We start from the raw sequence: 20,981 nt of genomic DNA, 5'->3' as shown, positions 1-20,981 counted from the left end.
AGGTATTTAAGTATTTTTATTTCGAAGTTGAATGGCAGAGCGTATCAAAAATATTAAAGAAAGACATTCTATTAGTACTCTTCCCCAATGCCAGGAACTCCAGATAACTAACTCCTTTTTCAAGTCGGCATCATTTAGCGCAGCTTCATAAAACAACTCATTCGTACCTTTGAAATAAACATAAAAACAAGCAATGAAAAGTACTGCGAATAAAGATGAGATCATTGCAGGTTGACTAGCTTTTGATCCAATATACTTGCAGTAGACCACAAGTGCAATTGGGATTAATGCTGCAACAATGGTTAATACGGTATAAAATTGACCTATAGAAGGCCCAAATTCTGAATAATAGGCATAGAAATCACCTGCTGAAATCGCCTTCCAATGCGGTACAAGAAGGAAACCCTCCGTTATCTGACTTCCGATAAAAATTGCGAAAATAGATACTGCAACATAGAGCACAAACTGTTCGCTCACTAATTTATTTTGATTCCTTTCCATATTAATTCTATTACTTTCTTCTATGATGTTTCTCCCAATTGTTTTCATTGTCAATGCAAATTTGGAGATATCAAAGGGATTTTTCATATACATATGTAAAGAACTCCATTATTCACTCACTTTTTTTTCGAAAACTTATGCGTAAGAAAGATAACCGAAACGCTATCTAACCTCATACGACATGGAGTCTTTTCTATTATTTTTGTAATTTTCATTGATATTTTCTTGACACTCTTATGAAAACCAAAATGATTTTTTCTAATACTTGCGAATCTATCCAACGCTTAGATGAATGGATCACTCAGAAGGTCGACTTCGATAATGTAAAATGCATTGACGACTTAGGATTCAAACAACTTAACGATTTGCTTTTTTGCAAATATTTCCACCATGTTGCTGAGCGCATGTTACAGAAAAAAGGTGGAGATGATTTTCTTTTAGGTCAATATAAAGAGCTGAATCACCTGGCTGGAATATCGGAATTGGATGTTAACAAATATTTTATAATCGTACAAGAACAAGTAAATAATATCCCAAGTCGAGAGGTCATCAACTCTATAGCAAATGATGAAAAAGGAGTACTCTTTCAAAATCTAATAATGCTTGCATTCACACTAGAAAGATGGGGACAGTTTGTCTTAAAACATGAGCCAGGCAATACCGTTCGTTCTATATATGTCTATGGAGCAAAAGAAAGTCTTCACGAGTTTCTTGTCAGCCATGTCGGAAATTATAACACCTTAGAAAGATTTGCCATCACATCGATTTCAGAAGTAGAAGGTTTATATATTCCAAGAATAAAAAATGCCAAACTAGAAAAGAATGAATTAATCACTGCATTTTCGCCTTATGTGAAAGGTTCTGCAAACAAATTGAGCAGATTCCCTAGCATTCTAAAGCTTGATGATTTTCCCTTAGTTATCAAAAAGGGAGAGTTAATCGCTCAAGGATATAACATCCGCATTCTTGAATTAATGGAATTGCTCGAAGTCGAGTCGCTTTCCGCTGATTCTACCCTCCACAAAGTCATAGAAATTACCGAGTTATTTAAGTCTGGAACAACTATCCTTAAGGAATTTCTAAGATCTCCCTACTTCAACGAAGATAAATTCATTTTCATACTTAGACAGCATACCGTTGAGTTAAGTCTGAGTCCTAGCGAATTACTACTTGAAAATCTTTCCTTGACTAAGCAAGATAAACGTAAGATTAAAGGAATCGTCAATAACTACTTGATACGAACGGAAATGAATGGAGAAGAGCGCCATCTCTTTTTAACCCAAGTGCTATCTAATGAAAACATTAATGATCCTGTTCTCACTGACTACATAAAGTCAGTATTGATAGATCATGAGCCATTCACTAATTCGACATTTGAAACCATTGTCAAAAACAACGAGCAACTTCACGATCATGAACTCTTAAGTAGATTTATATCAGAACTATTGAAAAGTGAAGTGATCGGATTGTATCGAATCAAATATGCTTTGAATTTAGCAGCGGAACTTTTACCCTCTCATGAGAAAGTGATAGATTCACTGGCAAATGACACTTCATACTTAGAGAATAAAATTCATCAAATGGTGATAACGAATTACATGTTGCCGCCTAGCGGAGCGAATAGTATCGCCTATTTTGGTCCGGATGTACTTCTTGGTTACCATGCTATGATCCCAAATTATGCGCTGCACATGCTTAATAGGCTTAATGTCATGATTCCAGAGGATAATAAGCGATTCTGGGAATTTCAAAAGTATATACACACTGATCTAACTGGTAAATTGCAAGATTTTTTAACCGATAAGAAGTTTGATAAAAATGCAAGTATCGAAGAATTTGTGGAGCAGTTCCCTTGGATAATACACTATGTGAAGCTTTATAATAATTTTGCGCTGATGGCTTCTACTCACGATGGTATCATTGAAAAATATATTAGACGCTTAAGTAAATCGATGAATAAAAAAGTCAAAGATAAACTGGTAAGCAGTCCAGACCATGGGACGACGTATATGAATCCGAATTCATTAGAATTTAAAAAGAGGAGTGCGAGATTTCCATCACTAGATGCCATCGCTTCAGTCCGGAGAAATCATTTATTCAAGCTATGGATAAAACCGATTAAGGCCTTAGAACAAAAGCCGGCGGTTAAAAAAGAGCCAGTAAACTGGTTTTATGCTAGGGTAAATGAGGGAGATCATTAGAGAATAGAATCATCAACCCACCTACACTTCAAACATTGACCTAAAAAAATCCTAAGCATTATTTTTCACAATCAGATGTCCATTTCAGCCTTGCAAGCCAAATCGTTTCTTACATTTATGTAAAATTTAGTATGAATTTAAATCTATTGTCTTGCGATGCTCAACGACCCGATAAGAGAGCGATATCCAATTGTCTTGCAGAGATTTCTGGCATCGATGGCTCATTAGCTAGTGAACTTACTGAAATCTTACTAGAAGGGGATCCTGTAGAAATCGAAGTAGAAGATAAGAATACGAGTTCGGCGTACAGGGCATTGCGAAAATTAGGAATCGATTACGAAATCGTAGAATAAGCGCTGACTTTTTCACCTTCCTTAGCGTCCAAGTCTTCTTCCTGCTCTGTAATGAGTGGCGGCGTTTCCATATTATAGGTATTCCATCGAATTATCGTGGTTTAAACATTGACCATTCAAAGCATACCACCTCTTTTTTATAATAAATGACACAAATCTTGACAATATCATATATGTAAAGTATATTTGACATATTGTAAAATAGATTGTTCACTTTGAACATTCACAAATGTATTCTTTGGTATGGAAAATCAATACACAAGTTGTCAAAATGAGCATAACAAACTATTAAAAATCATCAATTTTAGGTTTCAGCATCGGTACAAGAAAATTGGAATCATAGGTGGAGCACTCATTCTTGGTTTCTTAGTGATTTACAAATTTACAGGTGGAGATTCTTTACTCATAAAAGATGTTCTACGAACCATCATGCTGTTATTTTTACTAGTTGCCTCACTGAGCAAAGATGCTATTGAGGATGAATATATTACACATGTACGGTCGCAATCTTACGTCATTGCTTTTATTTGCGCAATAGGATATTCTATTGCTTTGCCATTAATTGCTGTATTATTTGACCTGTTAATCACTAGAATTACTGGAGATGGCCATGTAAGTTTCCACGAAGTGTCCGCCTTCGAAGTCATGTTTATGCTCGTTTGTTTTCAATTGCTATTCTTTCATACTATAAAAAGATTCGGGCGTGCGGAATAGGTTAAAAGTGGAAAGGGCAGAATTAAATATTACCCAAGATGACCTGGCAAAGAAGATCGGAGTTTCTCGACAGACCATAAATTCAATTGAGAAAAACAGATATGTTCCTTCTACGATTCTTGCGCTGAAACTTTCGAAGGTATTCGACAAAAATGTGAATGAACTCTTTATATTAGAAGATGAAGATTTCGGAACAAATACCCAAAAATGATTAGCGCCATAAGGAAAAGCGATATTCCTGGGCTCAACAGCCTTCCACCAGAGGACTGGAAATTCGATTATGAAGATTTCCTAAACTGCTTTATTGCTGATGACTTTTTCTATGGGTTTATCATGACCCAAGACGATAAAATCATTGGTACTGGTAATGTACTCATCAAAGGAGAAATTGCTTGGCTCGCTAATATTATAGTCCTAGAAGCTTACAGAGGTAGAGGTTTGGGGTTTCAAATCACTCAATTCTTAGTCGACTTCTCCATAGAAAAAGGTTGTAAAACTCAACTATTAATTGCCACTCAACTAGGGGAGCACGTATACCGCAAGATAGGTTTCAGAAAAATTACAGCGTATCAATGTTTCGACTCCACAGAAAGTAAAGCCCATCAGCTCCCAGATGCTATCCGGCTATTAGCACTTTCCGATTATGACATGGTCTGTGCGATGGATTTCCAAGCTAATGGTGAAGATAGGAGCCATTTAATCAAGAAATTCTATCCATCTGGATTTGGTTATTTCAATGCTGATCATGAATTGCTTGGCTGCTATCTGCCTGATTTCGGGCGTGGTCTCGTGTTATCAAAAGTGGAAACTGCAGGTATAGAATTATTAAAATTAAAACATGCCGAGAAAGATAGAAGAACGATGTTGCCCATAGAAAATAAAGTTGGAATTAAATTCCTCGCTCAAGCAGGACTGAGCAAAGGCAGTCGTGCTTCTAAGATGGTTCTAGGTGAAGAGCGTTCTTGGCATCCTGACTATATTTATTCCTACGGAAGTGGCTATTGTGGTTAATTTTTTCTAGGTCAATTTTAGAATGGAGGAAGGAAATGTGCTTCCTATTTTTATCAGCTATTTCATGAACTACTGGAGAAGTGAAACCCATTTCATCTTCTAACACCCTAAAGCAAAGATCAATATTAGGTTCATATGTGATCTATCAACGATACACCACTAACAAGAATACATTTCTAATCTGCAAATAAATATTTATCTGTAACTTGGTAGAAAATCTTTTAAAATGAAAATTTTCTACGCCCTCTTCATTGCAATGTTTCTCTATTCTTGCACCGAGCAACCTTCATCCTCAGACACCCAAGCTTGTGCTGAATATTTAGACAATTCTGGACAAGAAGATCAATTTTTAGGAGGTATTAAAATGATTCCCATTTCTACGCCCAAAGGTGAATTCAAGGTGTGGACAAAAAGGGTAGGGAACAATCCCACTAAAAAGGTATTGCTCTTGCACGGCGGACCAGGAATGACACATGAAATATATGAATGCTTTGACGGTTACTTCCCTCAAGAGAATATTGAATATTACTACTATGACCAACTGGGTTCTTATTATTCTGATCAACCAAAAGACTTAAGTTTATGGGATCTTCCACGGTTTGTAGAAGAAGTAGAGCAAGTGAGAATTGCACTGGGACTTGATGAAAGCAACTTTTATCTTTTTGGTCAATCGTGGGGAGGCATTTTAGCTTCAGAATATGCTTTAAAATATCAGAAGAACCTGAAGGGACTGATCATTTCTAATATGGTAATGTCCATTAAAGATTACAATGAATACTCCGCAAAAGTACTCGCTCCTAAGCTTCCTTCTAAAGTGCTTGACACCATACTGTCTTATGAAGAAAAAGAAGAATTTTCGAACGAAACATATCTCGGACTGATCACGGAGCATTATTACACCAGACACATCATCAGAATGCCTACGGACAGCTGGCCAGATCCTATTAATCGCGGTTTCAAGCACCTCAATCCGGACGTATATGTGACGATGCAAGGGCCATCAGAATTTGGAATTAAAGGAGATGCGACGCTTTTGAATTGGGATATAAAAGATCGTCTGAAAGAAATTACAGTTCCGACCTTAACGATAGGCGCAGAATATGACACGATGGATCCTAAGCATATGGAATGGGTTTCTACGGAAGTTCAGAATGGTCGATACTTGCATTGCCCTAACGGAAGTCATTTATGCCAGTTTGATGATCAGAAGAATTTCTTTACTGGACTAGTAAAGTTTGTGAATGACGTAGATGCTGGACAATTTTAAAGCTTAGGTTATATTAAATATTTTAACTCATCTACACCTTTTTGAGTCAGGTACGGTCGAATTAATTCACTAATGTGTTGCACCATTTCGCCTTTTGTGTTGAGATTATAATTGGTCAATACTTCTTGTTGTGCTAACCAAAATGTCACAATAATTCGGATGGTGTGCATCAGTCGTTCATACACCGCTGGAGGACGCTCTATAAAATAACCATCTTCGACAAATGCGGTGTAGAAACCCGACATTTGCTTTTTTCTTAATTCAAGCGTTGCCTTGAGTAATTTGGTGATTTTGGGATAGGCACGTGAAATTTCTAAGACATCGAGATTGAAAAATCTATACTTATATTGAAAATTTTCTATTTGAACAAGTAGTTTATAGAAGTTAGATAATGATGACGAGTTTTCCTCAGTGGCGCTGTACGATTCTGTCATTTCCAGTCGCATTTGCTCATAAATGGCAAAGATCAGCTCTTCTTTATTCTTGAAATGATAGTCAAGATTTCCATGACTAATCCCAATTTCAGTAGCGATCTGACGACTTGTTACACCCTGAATACCTTGTTCATTATATAGTTGAATGGCAGCAAGTATGATCTTATCTTTTGTTTTCATTTTATATTTATTTACTGGTCATTTCAGCTTGACTTTTTTATATATTCTCGGGTTAAATCCCAACCTCCTTTTAGTCTAATAAATCACTACTCATTCCTGGCTCTTGCGGCGTCGTATACTTTGCATCTTTTATTTGCACTGGAAACTTGAAATATTCCTGCAAATGCGGAATATGCTCCAGCAACAATGCTGGATGTCCAACGGTGATATGATTAAACAAAACTAGATGCTGATGAATTTGCCCCATATCTCCTACATGAGGAACAACCGGAATACCATACTTTCGAGAGAGCAAACTAATCAAAATGAATTCTGAAACGCCGCCAACTCGGACCGCATCTACCTGATTAAAAGACAGACAACCGGACTGAATAAAATTCTTGAACATGATTTTATTCGGAACATGTTCCCCTAATGCCAGCTTCACATCCACCTGCTTCGCTATGGTAACATGCGCTTGAACATCATCTGGGTGTGTAGGTTCTTCTATCCAATAAGGATTCAATTCTATCAATTTTTCGCAAATCGATATAGCTTGCGGTAAGTTCCATTGTTGATTCGCATCAAACATGATCGTTGCGCCATCTCCTGCAATTTTACGCACCAGTTCTGCTCTTCGAATGTCTCGCTCTGGATCTTTAGAACCCACTTTTAATTTCATCGCTGTGAATCCATTATCCATTGCTTTTAAGATGTTGTCCGAAATCTTCTGATCATCATAGTTAAACCAACCGATCGAAGTATCATATCCTGGATATCCGCTGTGAATAATACTTTGCCTTGCTTCTAGTCCTTCTTTTTGGTCATTTAGCAAGCTAACGGCTTCTCGCTTAGTTAAGACTTCTTCATAATAAGAGAAATCTAAAGTATTGACCAATGCTTCAGGTGACAAGTCGATTAAAAGCTTCCATAATGGAAGTCTTGTCGACTTCGCCCACAAGTCATAACATGCATTTACAATTGCTGCTAAAGCAAGTTGAACAATGCCTTTATGTGGACCTAGCCATCTGAAATTCGGATCATCTGCCATCTCTTTATAAACCGTCCCGAAATCAGACATCAGCTCATTAATTTCTTTTCCTTCGATATGCTTCACTAAATGGTTAATGGCACTGCAAACAATCTCATTTCCTTGACCTAAAGTAAAGGCTAGCCCACTTCCTTCTAAAGCCGAATCCGTTTCTAATATACAAACCGCATAAGCATAGATAGGTGTTGTATGAACGGCATCAGACCCTGCGCCATCCTTAAGTTCGAATCTTCTATCTTTCGCCCACGCTTTCTTTATTACGATACTCTTATTATTCATATTACTTTTTAATCAATGAGATCTGAACATTAAAGGAGCTTCCATCATTCTTAGGATTTACATTCCCTATGGAAGTCGCAGCATACATAACTGTAGGCACACCTCTGTGATCAATTAATAATTGCGGTCTCTCCAGTCGATCCACTTCTAATATTTGACCATCTGATAATGGCAATTCCCTTTTCATAAACAATGGGTTCTCTGCTAATTCCCACTGAATTCCATCTTTTGAGGTCAATAGTGCCAATGTTTTCTTATATCCTGTGAGTTGACCTGAGAAATCCTTTACAACTGCATAGAATTGCTTATATTTCTTAGCATACCAAACATATGGATCTTCAGTACTAGCGATAGTCCCATCTGGCATCCTCACATCAAAAATAAATTCATCTCTTGGCACAAAAGGGCCGAGAGGGCTTTTGCCAAGAGCCACACCGTGTGCACCTTTCCAATGAGGCTCATACAAATTACCTTTGAAAAACAAGAAGTATTCCTTTGTCTTAGGATTGTAATCCACAGAAGGATTGACCACAATAATATTATCTGGTTTTGCTACGGTACCAGCTGGAGAGCCATTCAGAATATTATTAGGCTTAACACGTGTTCTAGGTTCAAGTAGGGGAGCACTAGGCCTTTCGAAACGACCAACTAGCAAATCTTCAAAACTATTAAACTCAATAACACCCGTGCATAAGGACTGCTGAACTCTGCTTCTTTTATTCAAGTTTTCACCCGTAGACCCTACTGGCTCTTGACCATAATCTCTACCACCGATATAATACAGATAATAATTACCGTTGAATTCCTTTAAATGCGGATTATGAACCATCTGAGCATCCCAAGCCGCTTCATTTCCATCATGAAGTGCACCTTTTAAAACGATTTGTTTGAACTCAAAATCTTTATCGGGAAAGTCAGAAACCGCATAACCAATCTTAGATTCTAATACCCAATTTTTAACAAAAGAACCGTCTTCCATGCCACTTTCCCAAAGTGAAAATAGCATATGATACTTACCATCTTTTCCTTTTACAACGGAGCCTCCCCAAACGAAATAACCATCTATATCCAAGACCGAAGGACTCACTAACATCTTACTTTCTAGCTGATCTACGACTTGACCTTTCAAGGGAGATGGAACCACATATAAGATTGACTTACAGGAGCATAACAACCATATCATCATAAAGTAAGAGAAGTAATAAATCTTCATTCTCATATCTTTTTACTTTTAAAAATGATTCCTCCTTTTTCACTCGACTCATATATCTTCTCGACTAATTCCATCGTTTGTAATGCGTCTTCACTACTGTTCCTTAATGGAATAGACTTATCGAGCGTGTGATTTTGCAAATTTGTCATAGAACCTATGAATGCATCTGGAAACCACCCTCCGATTAATGGAATCTCTTTCCATTCCTTAGATTCAGCAGTGTAGAATTCCATTTTAGGAGGAAGCCCTTTAGGGTAATTCAACGAAAGTCCAATTAAAACCTTAATTGCACCTTTACTGCCTTCAATTTTCAAATAGGACTCTTGATGTTTTGTTCCATAATCATGACCATGATTCGTAAGAATCCGAGCTTGAGTGAATTCATCATAATCTAAAATGATCGAGCTTCTAGTGGCTGCAAGATCACTTGTGCGCGGATGACGAATACTACTTGCGTATACTTTTGTTGGATTGCCTAATAAACTCCGAACCAAATCGACATAATGGATGCTGTGATACAACACTTCTACACGTGGTTTCTCTTTAAGAAAGTCCCACAATTCCCACGGTGTATGTGTACACACTTTAATTTCCACATCGAAGACTTCACCTATTAAGCCTTGTGATATGATGTCCCTTGCTGCCAGCATATAAGGCGCATATTTTAACTGAAAATTGACCGCTGAAACAAACTTCTTTTTAATGCATAATTCTTGGATTCTTATCGCTTCATCTAACGATTCACCCATTGGCTTTTGCATGAGTACAATGGAGCCAATAGGTAATTGCTCTAAAATGGAATACAGATGATTCGCAGGAACGGCCACATCGTAAATAATACGTTGATTACCAACATGTTTTATTAACTCAGCTAATGTATTAAAGGTGGTTCTGATTCCCGGAAAGTCATGCTTTAGTTGATCAATTTTAGCCTTATCAATATCATAAACACCCAGAATTTCATAATGGGCTTTCTGGTATGCTGGCAAATGCGCATCACGAATAATCCCTCCAGCACCAATAATGGCAATGGGTAGGGGAGTAATCGGACTTTTTAATTGCTGTTCGAATTCCATCTATTTCTTCATATTTGGGTTACTATATCCTTGCTTTCTATACATTTTTAGGGTTGCACTTAATTTTTCAACGATTTCAGGGTGCTGATCATAAATATTATTTTGCTCTGCGATGTCTGTTTCCAAATTATAAAGTTGACCTTCTGGAAGCGTAAATCCTGATTTTTCATCTGGATTTCCGCTCCATCCACCAGAACCTTTTCCTTCGATATACTTCCAAGGACCTTCGCTAATTGCAAACATTCCTTGAATAGAATGATGAACCAAGTTTTGTCTAACTGGAGAGGTTTCCTTATTTAACCAAACATCACTAAAGTCTTGACTATCTTCGTATTGACTCGACTTATCTGATGATTCAGTGAGTGCCGTAAAAGTGGCCATTAAGTCATTGAGACCAAACAATTGACTAGACACTTGTCCACTGCTAATTTTACTTGGCCATGAAACAATACATGGTACTCGATGACCACCTTCCCATATATCAGCCTTCATACCTTTAAATGGTCGGCTTGGATCGTGGCCATATTTTTTCACAGAACCAGTTTTCCCTCCCATCTTCTCGCCATCTCTTTGCGGTGAACCATTATCCGATGTGAATACAACAATGGTATTGTCTAACTGTCCAGTTCGGTTAAGCGCATCTATAATTTGACCAACGGTCCAATCCACTTCAGTTACGAAATCTCCATAAAGTCCAGCCTTGCTTTTCCCAATAAAATCCTTAGTAGGAGCAATCGGCGTGTGAGGTGCCGTTAAAGCGAAATAAAGGAAAAAGGGATTTTCTTCTTGCGCTTGATCTTCTATATATTCAACCGACTTCTTAGTAATCGTAGGCATCACTTTCGTTAAATCCCAACCACTAGACATCGGTCCAGGACCTCCGTACATGCTTCCAGGTTTCAATGTATCTAAATCCGCTATAATTTTATTGTTTTCTATGAATACGTACGGCGCAAAGTTGGGGACATCGTCTCCGAAGTAGTAATCAAAACCAGCTTCCATGGGTCCTCCATCGATCGTTTTCGAGAAATCAATAAATTGATATAAATCGTTTCTACCTTTTAGTCCATAATTTCCAATCGGTATCGTATCATTGATATAGTTTCCGTCCTTGTCTTTCCATCTCCAGCCCAAATGCCACTTCCCAATATTCGCAGTGTTGTATCCTCTTTTTTTAAGCATTTTGGGCAGAGTCTCTCTATCTTCTTCAATGAGTGGTTTGTCCCAAGCCCATAAAACACTTTTCTTCAAATCCGTTCGCCAAGCAAATCTTCCCGTCAAAATTCCATATCTCGTAGGCGTGCATACGCTGCTAGGGGAGTGAGCATTCGTAAAACGGATCCCAGATTTTGCTAAGTCATCAAGATGAGAAGTTAAAATTTTCGATTCATCATTATACACACCTAAGTCTCCATAACCCAGATCATCTGCCAGTATCACGATGATATTAGGCTTTTCTGTACCAGTTACTTGCTTGGTTTCTGAGCAAGAAGTTAGCCATATCATGATCATCAGAAATGATATCGACGTGAAGTTTGGAAATTTGTAATTTTTCATTTTTTAGTTCTAATAAAATATAAAATAGATGATGAGCATGATCGCCACGAGCAGCAAACTCAGGTAGTTAACAAGCTTAGAGGATGGATTCATTTTCAAATAGAAATGCTCATGAATATGTTGTTCCGTTCTATCAAAAAACGAAATCACGAAATAGAGCAGGGTAGAGACCAAGAAGAAAATGTAGGTCTGTCTTAACCAATTCACACCAAAACCTTCCACGCTTGAGATATAATTCACCACACCATCTATGGTCATATATTTTTCAATGTAGAAAATGATCGCGGCAAAAAGACTTCCTCCCAACAAGGTATAAAAAGAAGCATTTGCAGTTCCTTTTCTAAATAAAATGCCCCATACAAATACAGCAACAATAGAAGGTGCGAAAATGGAAAACATTTGATTAATCAGTTCGAAAATGCCACCTAAGTCTCCGAGAAATGGCGACCAAGCTACAGCTAATACAAGCACAACAACACCTGTTATTTTGCCAATGTTTATTTTGGTTTTATCTGATAATCCAGGTTTCAACTTATCAAATACATCATAGACGATGAGGGTCGAGCAACTATTGAGCGCAGCTGCAACACTACTCATAACAGCAGCTAATAATGCTGCAACCATTAGACCTTTCAGTCCAATCGGTAGTAAGTTAACGATCAAAGTAGGAAGCACACTTTTGGTTTCAGTGCCAATTTGCTCATGAAATAAAGCATAGGCCAATATTCCAGGCACAACCATTAAAAACACAGGCAAGATCTTAAGAAAACCAGCGAATATAGCACCCAGTTTGGCTTGAGTTTCTGACTTTGCTCCAAGTACTCGCTGAACAATGGTCTGATCTGTACACCAGTACCAAATCCCAAGAATTAAGTGACCAAAAAGCATATCTAAAAAGGTAAAACCTTTCTGCGTACTATCGAAACTAACAGCTTTTAATCGATCAGGATCTACAGCTTCCTTTAGTTCTCCATAAGTATGAATCCCAACTTCAGGAAGTTGGTAAATTGCTAAAATGGTAATCGTAAGAGAACCAAGAATCAGAATAACCGTTTGGACTGTTTCCGTGACCACAACAGATGTGAGGCCTCCTATAATGGTATAGATCCCCGTTGCCAAGGCAATGATAATAATGGAAGTAAGAATATTAATTCCAAATATACTTTCAAATACAACAGCACCAGCGTAAAAACTAACGCCGATATGCATAAATAAGGCAGCTAGAATACTGAAGATGGCCAAGACAATTCTTGACCTAGAATCGTATCGTTTTTCCAGAAACTCAGGCAAAGTTGTTATTTTAGTTCTCAGGTAAAATGGAATAAAAACGAAAGCTAGGATCAATAACTCAAAGGCTGAAAACCATTCGAAATTCCCCCAAACAATCCCGTCTTTGAATCCCGATTCAGACAATCCAACCAGATGAACTGTGGAAATATTAGATGCGAATAAGGATGCACCGATAACGCCCCAAGTAAGCGATTTTCCAGCGAGGAAATATCCTTCACTGGTTTTTCTTTTTCTACGAGCAAACCACAGACCTATAATAACAATAGAAACGATATAAACGGCAATGACAATTAAATCTACTGTACTTATATTTCCCATTTATAAATTCATATCTTAGTTTGCTTTCAAGTTTAAATCCCTGTAGTATTTTCTTAAAACAAAATCCTGCATTAGGGCGCTTGCCCTAAATATAAGAAATTATATATTTACTTACAATAATTTTTTTTAAGCCTGAGACGCTGAACAATCCTCACAGACTAAGATCTATTTGTTGATTGGTATTATTGTTTATATAGTATTTATGTCAAATCATGCAGATCTCATATATTCTGAGAATCACTCCACAGACTGTTAATTATATATCGTGTTGTAAGATCTAGAAAATTGGCTACTTCTTTCCTATAATTAATATTATGTTAAATAGACTTTTTAGAGCCATACTCCATTATCACACTGGACCTCGTAATTCTGAGCGAGAAATATAACCTCCATACGTCCTGTAGAAAAAAATAAATCTTTTGTATAAAGCTACAGCTCCTTCTCAATGGACCTCGTACTTCAGGTCGTATATTGAATTAAATAAGGTTTTACGTTATCTTAGAAATAATAAATAATTATCTAATCAAACCTAAAACCTATGTCAAATTTAGATTGTAAAGAAATTTATGTTGGAATTGATGTTCATTTAAAATCTTTGGATATTCAAGTATTGACACAAAATAGAGTTCACATTAATACAGTTTCGACTTCACTAACTTAAAACGTTTCTGAGCAATCTCTAAAATGTATATCCCTTCTACCAAATCAGCTGTTTGAATCTTATGATTCAATTTTCCAGCTCTAACTACCCTTCCATCAATACTGACCAACTGATACCCCTGACCTTTCCATTCCTCCGGAACTTGAATAAATTGATCAAATGGATTCGGAAATATTCGAGCATCTTCTTGATAGAAGTCACCTATTCCTGATGTCATTTCGATTGTTCTAAGATATTGAGTATGAATAACATTTAGTGGTTGAGCCCCCTCCCACTTTAATGCCATTGCAGCATTTCCTGTGCCATACACATACTCTACAACAATGCTATAAAATTGACCTGCAACAAACTCAAAACTACCATTATTCACTGATTTTCTATCAATATAAACAGCACTCGTTCCACCTGTCATAAGTGTCGAAATATTATAAATCGTCGTTGCAGGTGCTACTATCTGTCCTTCCCACCGTACAGAAAATCCATCTGCAGGAATACCTTCCACTGGACTATCGTTATCCCAGTCCCATGAAATCATTGGTTCATTTCTGACTACAGAACTTCCTGTAAAATCATCATTACTATAGTAAGTTGCCGTTAAGCCCATTCCAGCCTGATGATCACTAAGAGAGATACCTTTTCCATGAAATTCCATGAAGTTGATATTTCCTAAACTATTCTTTCCTGGATTTCGAAAAACGAGGTAAACATCATGCGTTCCTCCAGGATCTTTCAAGTCCATCGTATAGAAATCATAATCTTGCCACCCTCCTGTGACTGGCAGATTCCTCTCGGCGATGATTGGCCCATCTGGTGCATCAATGTGTACTTCTATTTTAGAATCTATATTTAGTGCTGCCCATCTTACCGTCAGAAACTCGATATTCTCAAAATTCATAGGCGTATACATTAAGTACGAACCATCATTGATGTATGCCATATTCACATCACCACCTAAAAAGTCTCCCGTATTTTCTGTTCGCAGATCATTTAATTCTTGCGCATGTTGAGCTTGTTTCAATTTTGGCTGAAGAATATTAAATGTTTTAGTCGTCAACGGAAAATCGACTGCTCCTCCCCGATCTTCGTATTGAGCATTAAGAACATAGAAAACATCATCACTTCCATCTCCGTGAGGTGAAGTAATAAATTCACCATTGCATCCGTCTTGATCCCCCACTCCATGTGAATGATCATCATGTCCAATCGATGGCTCCACCTTGATACCAAGTGGCAGGTTTTGATCACACTCATTTCCATCTTCTACATCATTTGTTGAAATCGCATAAACGATCGTATCTCCGATTGCAAAAAATCCACCATTCGCTGGAAAGTCAATGTTTAGGCTTGGTGCCGTGTTTCCAACCACCACTTGAACTTGTGCAACAGCCTGAATACCAGACTCATCTGTTACTTCTAAAGTAGCGTTAAAAACCCCGTTTTCTGTATACGTAAAACTTGGATTCACTTCATTAGCGTCCTCTACGCCATCATCATTAAAATCCCACGAAAAGCTTAATTGATCTCCGATGTCTGGATCTTTAGAAAGTGATCCATCAAAAGCCACCGTTAATGGCGCTACTCCGCTTTCAACATCTGCAGAAATCAAGGCAATAGGTGCTGAATTTCCTGCTATTGACTGGTAAATGATCTTTATTATTCTAGCATCCGGATTATCATTTCCGAAGCCGTTCCCCCACTCTACGATGTACATATTTCCGTCAGGTCCAATTTCAATGTCAATCGGACTATTCAAATCTATATGTGGTATGAGTGGATTAATCTGCAATAAATTTCCTTCATCATCTAACCTTAATTCCTTTATCCAATTTCGCGACCAATCACCAACGATGAGTACATCATCGAAATACTTAGGCAAACCACTAGGATCTGCTCTTTCTGCGTTATAATGAAAATAACTTCCTCCCAGAATCGATCTCCCTCCAGAAGCATTGAATTCTGGTCGATTTGGATTATTTCCATAATGGTAGTAAATCCAAGCTGGAATAGCTGGTGGTATTGTTGATGCCCCAGTATTGTTAGGGGAATCATTAACGAGATTATTTGCATCAAACTTAGCCCCTGAAGCAGATGTGGCGAAGTTGTAATCGTTATATGCTTTGTTATCTGCAATCAAATAAGGCCATCCGAAATTTCCAGCAACCTTCGTTCTATTGATTTCATCATATCCTCTAGGACCTCTGCTAGCACTATCGCTAGAACCATCAGGTCCCACATCGCCCCATACCAATTCTCCATTTTTATGCACAGCGAGCCGAAACGGATTTCTCGTTCCCATTACATATATTTCAGGTAAACCTGCATCCTGTGCAGGAAAAAGATTGCCTTCAGGAATGGAATAACTTCCATCTTCTTCGGGATGAATCCTCAATACCTTTCCTCTTAAATCATTCGTATTAGCTGATGTTCCTTGTGCATCAAATGCAGAACGGCCCGCTCTTTCATCGATCGGCGCAAAACCATTCGACTCAAATGGATTCGTATTATCACCTGTTGCAATATATAAGTTTCCATTCCCATCAAATTCTAAATCACCACCTGAATGACAACATTCAGCTCTTTGAACAGGAATTTCTAGAATGATTTGCTCTGAATCTAGGTCTAATTCGTCATTGATAAATTTGAAGCGGGAAACAAATTGCTTATCTACACCCGTTGGCGAATAAAACAAATACAGCCAGTTATTTGTCTCAAAATCTGGATCTAAAGTAATCCCGATCAGTCCATCCTCTCTCCCACTGCTGACATTAAGACTAGCAATAGTCATTATCTGACCTGAACTTTGCTTCCACAACTTCACTTTACCTGCTCTTTCAATATACAAGACATCTAAAGAAGGAAGCACCGTTAATGCCATTGGACTTTTAGGATCATTATCTAAAATGTTAAGTTCAAATTTATCATTGATAGTTGCTGTAAAATCACCAGCAACCGAACCTGTTGCATATAAAATGCCTCCTAGGATATGTTGCCTAAATAGATCATTGCTGAAACTTTCATTCGTATGTCCACCACCTGTATACCATGCTCTCCCGCCTTCGTATTCATGGCACCATGCTGTCGGATGATCGTGGCCCATGTTACCGCCATCATAACTTGACTCATCAAGTGTAGCTAGTACATGTACTCTTCCTCTGGGATTTGTCCTGAAATTATACCATTCATCATTTCTTTGCCAATAGCCTGGTAGAAACGAAGTAGAAGGATGCACGTGATCGGCTACTTCTATGGTGGCTTCCTGAATCGCTGGATGACTATCGAAATAAGCTCCTACTAAATCACCATACCAAGGCCAAGAGTATTCAGTATCTGAAGCTGCATGAATACCTACATATCCTCCACCCTGCTCTATATATGCTTCGAAATCTTGTTGTTGTTCTGAATTCAGAATATCACCTGTGGTACTCAGAAAAACAATACATTCATACTGCAGCAAATTTTCGATTGTAAAATCGTCTGAATTTTCAGATAAGGTAACTGAAAAGTTATTGGCTTCACCCAATTCTTGCAATGCACTTTGCCCAGAGGGAATAGATCCATGCCGAAATCCTTGTGTCTTACTAAAAACGAGTACATCAAATTCCTGAGCGGATAATATCTGACAAGTAAAGCAAAGTAGTATAAATGAAAAGAGAAAGCGTTGCATGTCGTTATGATTTAGGATTCACTATTTATGTAATGATAAAACAATTATCAAAAACCACTACAAGACTTACCCATTAATTGCCTCAATTGTAATGATACACATTGACATGGAAAGTCTAGGTGCATTAAACTCATAAAAAAAGGAGAATGCTCGTTAGAACACTCTCCTTGGTATCATGTAAACTTGGGATAGATTAGAAACCCATCATTCCTCCGCCCATTGCAGATTGGAATTCTTCCATAGTCATTTCTTTGAATCCTTTTGTATCCAAATTGAATACTTCAGTATCGATATCATCATTTACTTCTAAAGCAGTAAAGACCATTGAAAACTGACCACCTTGACTTACTGTATACTCTAGTGGAAATCCTTCTAGTTTATTAGCGTCAATTCCTTGCATTACTTCAGCAGTAGAAGTAATATCCTTAGTGATATATGCTGACATTTCCACACCTTGCATTTTATCACTCTTAAGTGTTACTTTGTAACAATCATACCCAGCAATCGTTTTTTTATCGTCTCTGTCATAGATGAACTCTAAGTCACCCATTGCCTCTTCTGATTTTTCTTTATTTGCAGCTTTTTCGTCAGCTGACATTGGAATCATATACTTCTGCCCCATTGCATCAAACAACATTACGCCTGTATTGTCATCCGAATTGCTAAACATAGACATTTTCATCATTCCTCCCATCATATTCATTTTAGTCAAGGATTTTCCTTTCATAAAATAAACATCATTCGTAGTACCTTTCATCATACCAAGCTGAGCAGCCATCTGTGGATCATCAGATTTCACATCTGTTACTTCGTACTTAATAAGCCCTTCTTTAAGTTCTTTCTGAGCTTGTAAAGCAAAGGTAGATAGGAATGAGATCGCTAAAAATAATAAGCTAATTCTTTTCATGTAAATATTTTTAATTTTTTTGTTTGTTCATATCTATTAATGTTTTTGGGGTGAGAAAAGTTCTCGTTTTCGATAAACGTATGTTAAAATTAGCTTAATACTGCCAAATATCTATATACTTGGTGAAAATTTTTCCGAGATTTTCTGCATCACTGATAGCTCTATGTTGGATTCCTTCGAATTCCATACCTTCCATTCTGAGTGATTTCTTAAGACCGTATTCATTTGCTGAACCTTTATACTTATGAAATTGCTTTTTCACATCTATGTGTGGATCTAACCAATCTGTTTCTATCTTATGCAACTGACAATCATTGCTTAATAGCGTCTGGTCAAACTTTCCCCACGAACACAACAAATAGTCATTCTCGTACACATCAGCCCAGTCCATAAATTCCTCTATCACCTTATCAAAAAGGTCAGAACGCTCTACATTGGCTTGTGTAATGGAAGTTAACCTCGTACAGAAAGGAGAAAGGATAGGATTTATCTTAGGCCTGATAAACTTACAAAAGCTTCCTAGTTCTTCACCATATCCATTATACTTCACTGCTCCGATCTCTATTATTTCCGTGATGCCTTGCGGCGGTCTGCCGAGCCAGCAGGTTGCTTCTAAATCAAATACTATAAAATCCACTTATTATTATTCTAATATTAATTCTTCTTGTTCTTCTTTACGTCTTTCTATGCCTATGTTATAATGTGTCATTCTGTTATGGTAAAAATAAAGCAGCTTAAAATCTTGGCTTTGAATAAAACCATTTTCTAAGACAAGTGTCTTTTTATCATGATAAATACCCAAGTTTGCTACACCTTCTTTCACTATTTCTTGGATAGTCATCTCTGAATATTTATCCAAGGTAGAAGCCTTCTTCTTCTTTAGCTCTTCCCATACTGAACTTACCATGGATTCAAATTCAGCAATCGGAATATTTAATGCTTTCGTATTAAGATTAACTAAATCCCAAATATCTAACTCTTTATGTTCTTTTTCAAGTATTTTAAAAGCAGTAAATGCTACCACATGACTTGCTAAGACAATATTTGTCTTTCGGAAACTCTCTAAAATCTTGTCCGCTAGCTTTTTCGTATAAACAGATTCTCGCTGTGTATTCGTAATCATGCTACCGTTGATCATGAAATAATCCTTAAGATCTAATTTTTTATCCAATTGATCATAACTATTACCCTCTGTATCTACTTTATGTCCGAAAACATCCATCGGTTCCGCAAAGGATAAATACAATTCCGAAGATGCGGAAAACAGTTTCCAGAAGAAATTGATGAACTTTCTATAGCTACGTGCTTGATCTTTAGTTTTGATGTATTTCTCTCTACCCGTTAATGCCAGATGATTCTCGATTAAAAATTTCCCTTCTAGCACAAAATTGTAACTCATGGTCAATGGAACGATAAAGATTTTTTCATCCTTACCATCTTGGTACATTGATCTCTGAGCCTCTATGATCGTTCCTAGAAGTCCCATTTTCAAGCTACTTTCTAACTCGCCGCTTCTTGACCTCGTTCCTCCTGGAAAGAAAAGTGAATTCACACCTCTTTCTATACTGAGCTTAGACATATTCTTCAACGTCTCAAGATAAATAGGATTCTTCTTTCTTCTATCTACTTTATAAGCACCAAGTCGGTCCATAAAATAAGCAACCAATTCTAAATCATATAGGTTCAAACCTGCGCCATATGAAAATGCTGGAAGTCCAGCTACTCCATCCATCGCATATCCGAGTAAAATGGAATCGATATTAGATAAGTGTGTAGGAACAATCACTACGGTTCCTTTCTGCATTAAAGACCTAACTTTATCGATCGCACCCTGTACTTTAATTTTCTCGTACAGCTTCTTTCTCGATCCCCAAAGCAGATGCCGCTTATCCGCAGCAGCAGTAAACAATCGCTTGAATAGAGAAGTCAGAAACCTCCTTGCGAATTTGAATGTTTTAATTTTAAAGTCTCCTAAGATTTCTTCACAATATCTATGTGTGATCTTCTGAAGTAGTTCCCTGTTTTTTATTTCTGGATTATCCGTTAATTTACTATTCTGAAACTCCTTACCTATTGCATGCCAGTACTTAATCTCATTAGAAGGATCTATTTTCCATGGATTATCTTTGCAACGCTTTTTCTCTAAATAGATCGTTTTAGCAATGATCTTATCCAAATCGTCACCGTATTTTTCGGTAAACTTATTCATGACCTCTTCCTCCAGAAGGGCAATGAACTCCTGCCTGTCCTGCGCTAACTTATATATCGGCCAATCTTCGAGATTGGGAAGGATATGTGGATGTACGCTGTGAAATTTACTCATAA

At 37.4% G+C, this 20,981-nt stretch carries 17 protein-coding genes; 6 read left to right on the top strand and 11 right to left on the bottom strand.

The genetic code is table 11. The features are described 5' to 3' along the window. Positions 1 to 6: 6 nt before the first annotated feature. A complete protein-coding gene (locus L2586_RS12920) occupies positions 7 to 549 on the bottom strand; it encodes a hypothetical protein (protein ID WP_235293325.1) in 543 nt (180 codons plus the stop codon). Between the two features lie 188 nt (positions 550 to 737). Here L2586_RS12920 and L2586_RS12915 point away from each other — a divergent pair, with 188 nt between their 5' ends. The 6 genes from L2586_RS12915 (at position 738) to L2586_RS12890 (ending at position 6,047) form a co-directional block, all read left to right on the top strand. Next, positions 738 to 2,702, top strand: a complete 1,965-nt coding sequence (locus L2586_RS12915) for a hypothetical protein (protein ID WP_235293324.1) — start codon at positions 738 to 740, stop codon at positions 2,700 to 2,702. A 131-nt stretch (positions 2,703 to 2,833) separates the two neighbouring features. Further along, complete coding sequence (locus L2586_RS12910) at positions 2,834 to 3,055, top strand: hypothetical protein (protein ID WP_235293323.1); 222 nt, start codon at positions 2,834 to 2,836, stop codon at positions 3,053 to 3,055. A 243-nt stretch (positions 3,056 to 3,298) separates the two neighbouring features. Then, positions 3,299 to 3,769 (top strand): hypothetical protein, encoded by a 471-nt coding sequence (locus L2586_RS12905; RefSeq protein ID WP_235293322.1) that lies wholly within the window; start codon positions 3,299 to 3,301, stop codon positions 3,767 to 3,769. After that, a complete protein-coding gene (locus tag L2586_RS12900; protein ID WP_235293321.1) occupies positions 3,759 to 3,980 on the top strand; it encodes a helix-turn-helix transcriptional regulator in 222 nt (73 codons plus the stop codon). The genes L2586_RS12905 and L2586_RS12900 overlap by 11 nt, the downstream gene beginning before the upstream one ends. Next, entirely contained in the window at positions 3,977 to 4,780 is an 804-nt protein-coding gene (locus L2586_RS12895) for a GNAT family N-acetyltransferase (RefSeq protein ID WP_235293320.1), read from the top strand. The genes L2586_RS12900 and L2586_RS12895 overlap by 4 nt, the downstream gene beginning before the upstream one ends. Positions 4,781 to 5,006: 226 nt before the next feature. Further along, positions 5,007 to 6,047 (top strand): proline iminopeptidase-family hydrolase, encoded by a 1,041-nt coding sequence (locus L2586_RS12890; protein ID WP_235293319.1) that lies wholly within the window; start codon positions 5,007 to 5,009, stop codon positions 6,045 to 6,047. 8 nt (positions 6,048 to 6,055) lie between these two features. On the opposite strand, the gene L2586_RS12885 is transcribed toward L2586_RS12890, so the two are convergent. The 10 genes from L2586_RS12885 to L2586_RS12840 form a co-directional block, all read right to left on the bottom strand. Next, positions 6,056 to 6,661 (bottom strand): TetR/AcrR family transcriptional regulator, encoded by a 606-nt coding sequence (locus L2586_RS12885; RefSeq protein WP_235293318.1) that lies wholly within the window; start codon positions 6,659 to 6,661, stop codon positions 6,056 to 6,058. Between the two features lie 70 nt (positions 6,662 to 6,731). Next, positions 6,732 to 7,970, bottom strand: coding sequence for an enolase C-terminal domain-like protein (locus tag L2586_RS12880; protein ID WP_235293317.1), 1,239 nt, complete (start codon positions 7,968 to 7,970; stop codon positions 6,732 to 6,734). Between the two features lies 1 nt (position 7,971). Further along, a complete protein-coding gene (locus L2586_RS12875; protein WP_235293316.1) occupies positions 7,972 to 9,183 on the bottom strand; it encodes a glycoside hydrolase family protein in 1,212 nt (403 codons plus the stop codon). Between the two features lie 2 nt (positions 9,184 to 9,185). After that, positions 9,186 to 10,259, bottom strand: a complete 1,074-nt coding sequence (locus L2586_RS12870) for a Gfo/Idh/MocA family protein (protein WP_235293315.1) — start codon at positions 10,257 to 10,259, stop codon at positions 9,186 to 9,188. Then, on the bottom strand, positions 10,260 to 11,816 hold the full coding sequence (locus L2586_RS12865; protein ID WP_235293314.1) for a sulfatase family protein: 1,557 nt from the start codon (positions 11,814 to 11,816) through the stop codon (positions 10,260 to 10,262). Between the two features lie 9 nt (positions 11,817 to 11,825). Beyond that, on the bottom strand, positions 11,826 to 13,424 hold the full coding sequence (locus L2586_RS12860; protein ID WP_235293313.1) for a sodium:solute symporter family transporter: 1,599 nt from the start codon (positions 13,422 to 13,424) through the stop codon (positions 11,826 to 11,828). 632 nt (positions 13,425 to 14,056) lie between these two features. After that, positions 14,057 to 17,749: a ThuA domain-containing protein gene (locus L2586_RS12855; protein ID WP_235293312.1), complete on the bottom strand. Its 3,693-nt coding sequence runs from the start codon at positions 17,747 to 17,749 to the stop codon at positions 14,057 to 14,059. A gap of 193 nt (positions 17,750 to 17,942) precedes the next feature. Beyond that, entirely contained in the window at positions 17,943 to 18,656 is a 714-nt protein-coding gene (locus tag L2586_RS12850; protein ID WP_235293311.1) for a DUF4412 domain-containing protein, read from the bottom strand. Positions 18,657 to 18,750: 94 nt separating this feature from the next. After that, positions 18,751 to 19,293 (bottom strand): 3'-5' exonuclease, encoded by a 543-nt coding sequence (locus L2586_RS12845; protein WP_235293310.1) that lies wholly within the window; start codon positions 19,291 to 19,293, stop codon positions 18,751 to 18,753. Between the two features lie 6 nt (positions 19,294 to 19,299). Next, the gene (locus tag L2586_RS12840) at positions 19,300 to 20,979 is read right to left on the bottom strand and encodes a 1-acyl-sn-glycerol-3-phosphate acyltransferase (protein ID WP_235293309.1); all 1,680 of its coding nucleotides are present in this window, start codon (positions 20,977 to 20,979) and stop codon (positions 19,300 to 19,302) included. Between the last annotated feature and the right edge of the window lie 2 nt (positions 20,980 to 20,981).

It is taken from the genome of Portibacter lacus, from assembly GCF_021533215.1.
In the GTDB taxonomy this organism is placed as follows: domain Bacteria; phylum Bacteroidota; class Bacteroidia; order Chitinophagales; family Saprospiraceae; genus Portibacter; species Portibacter lacus.
The sequence above is the reverse complement of the archived record's forward strand: the minus strand, read 5'-3'. Positions and strand labels throughout refer to the sequence as shown.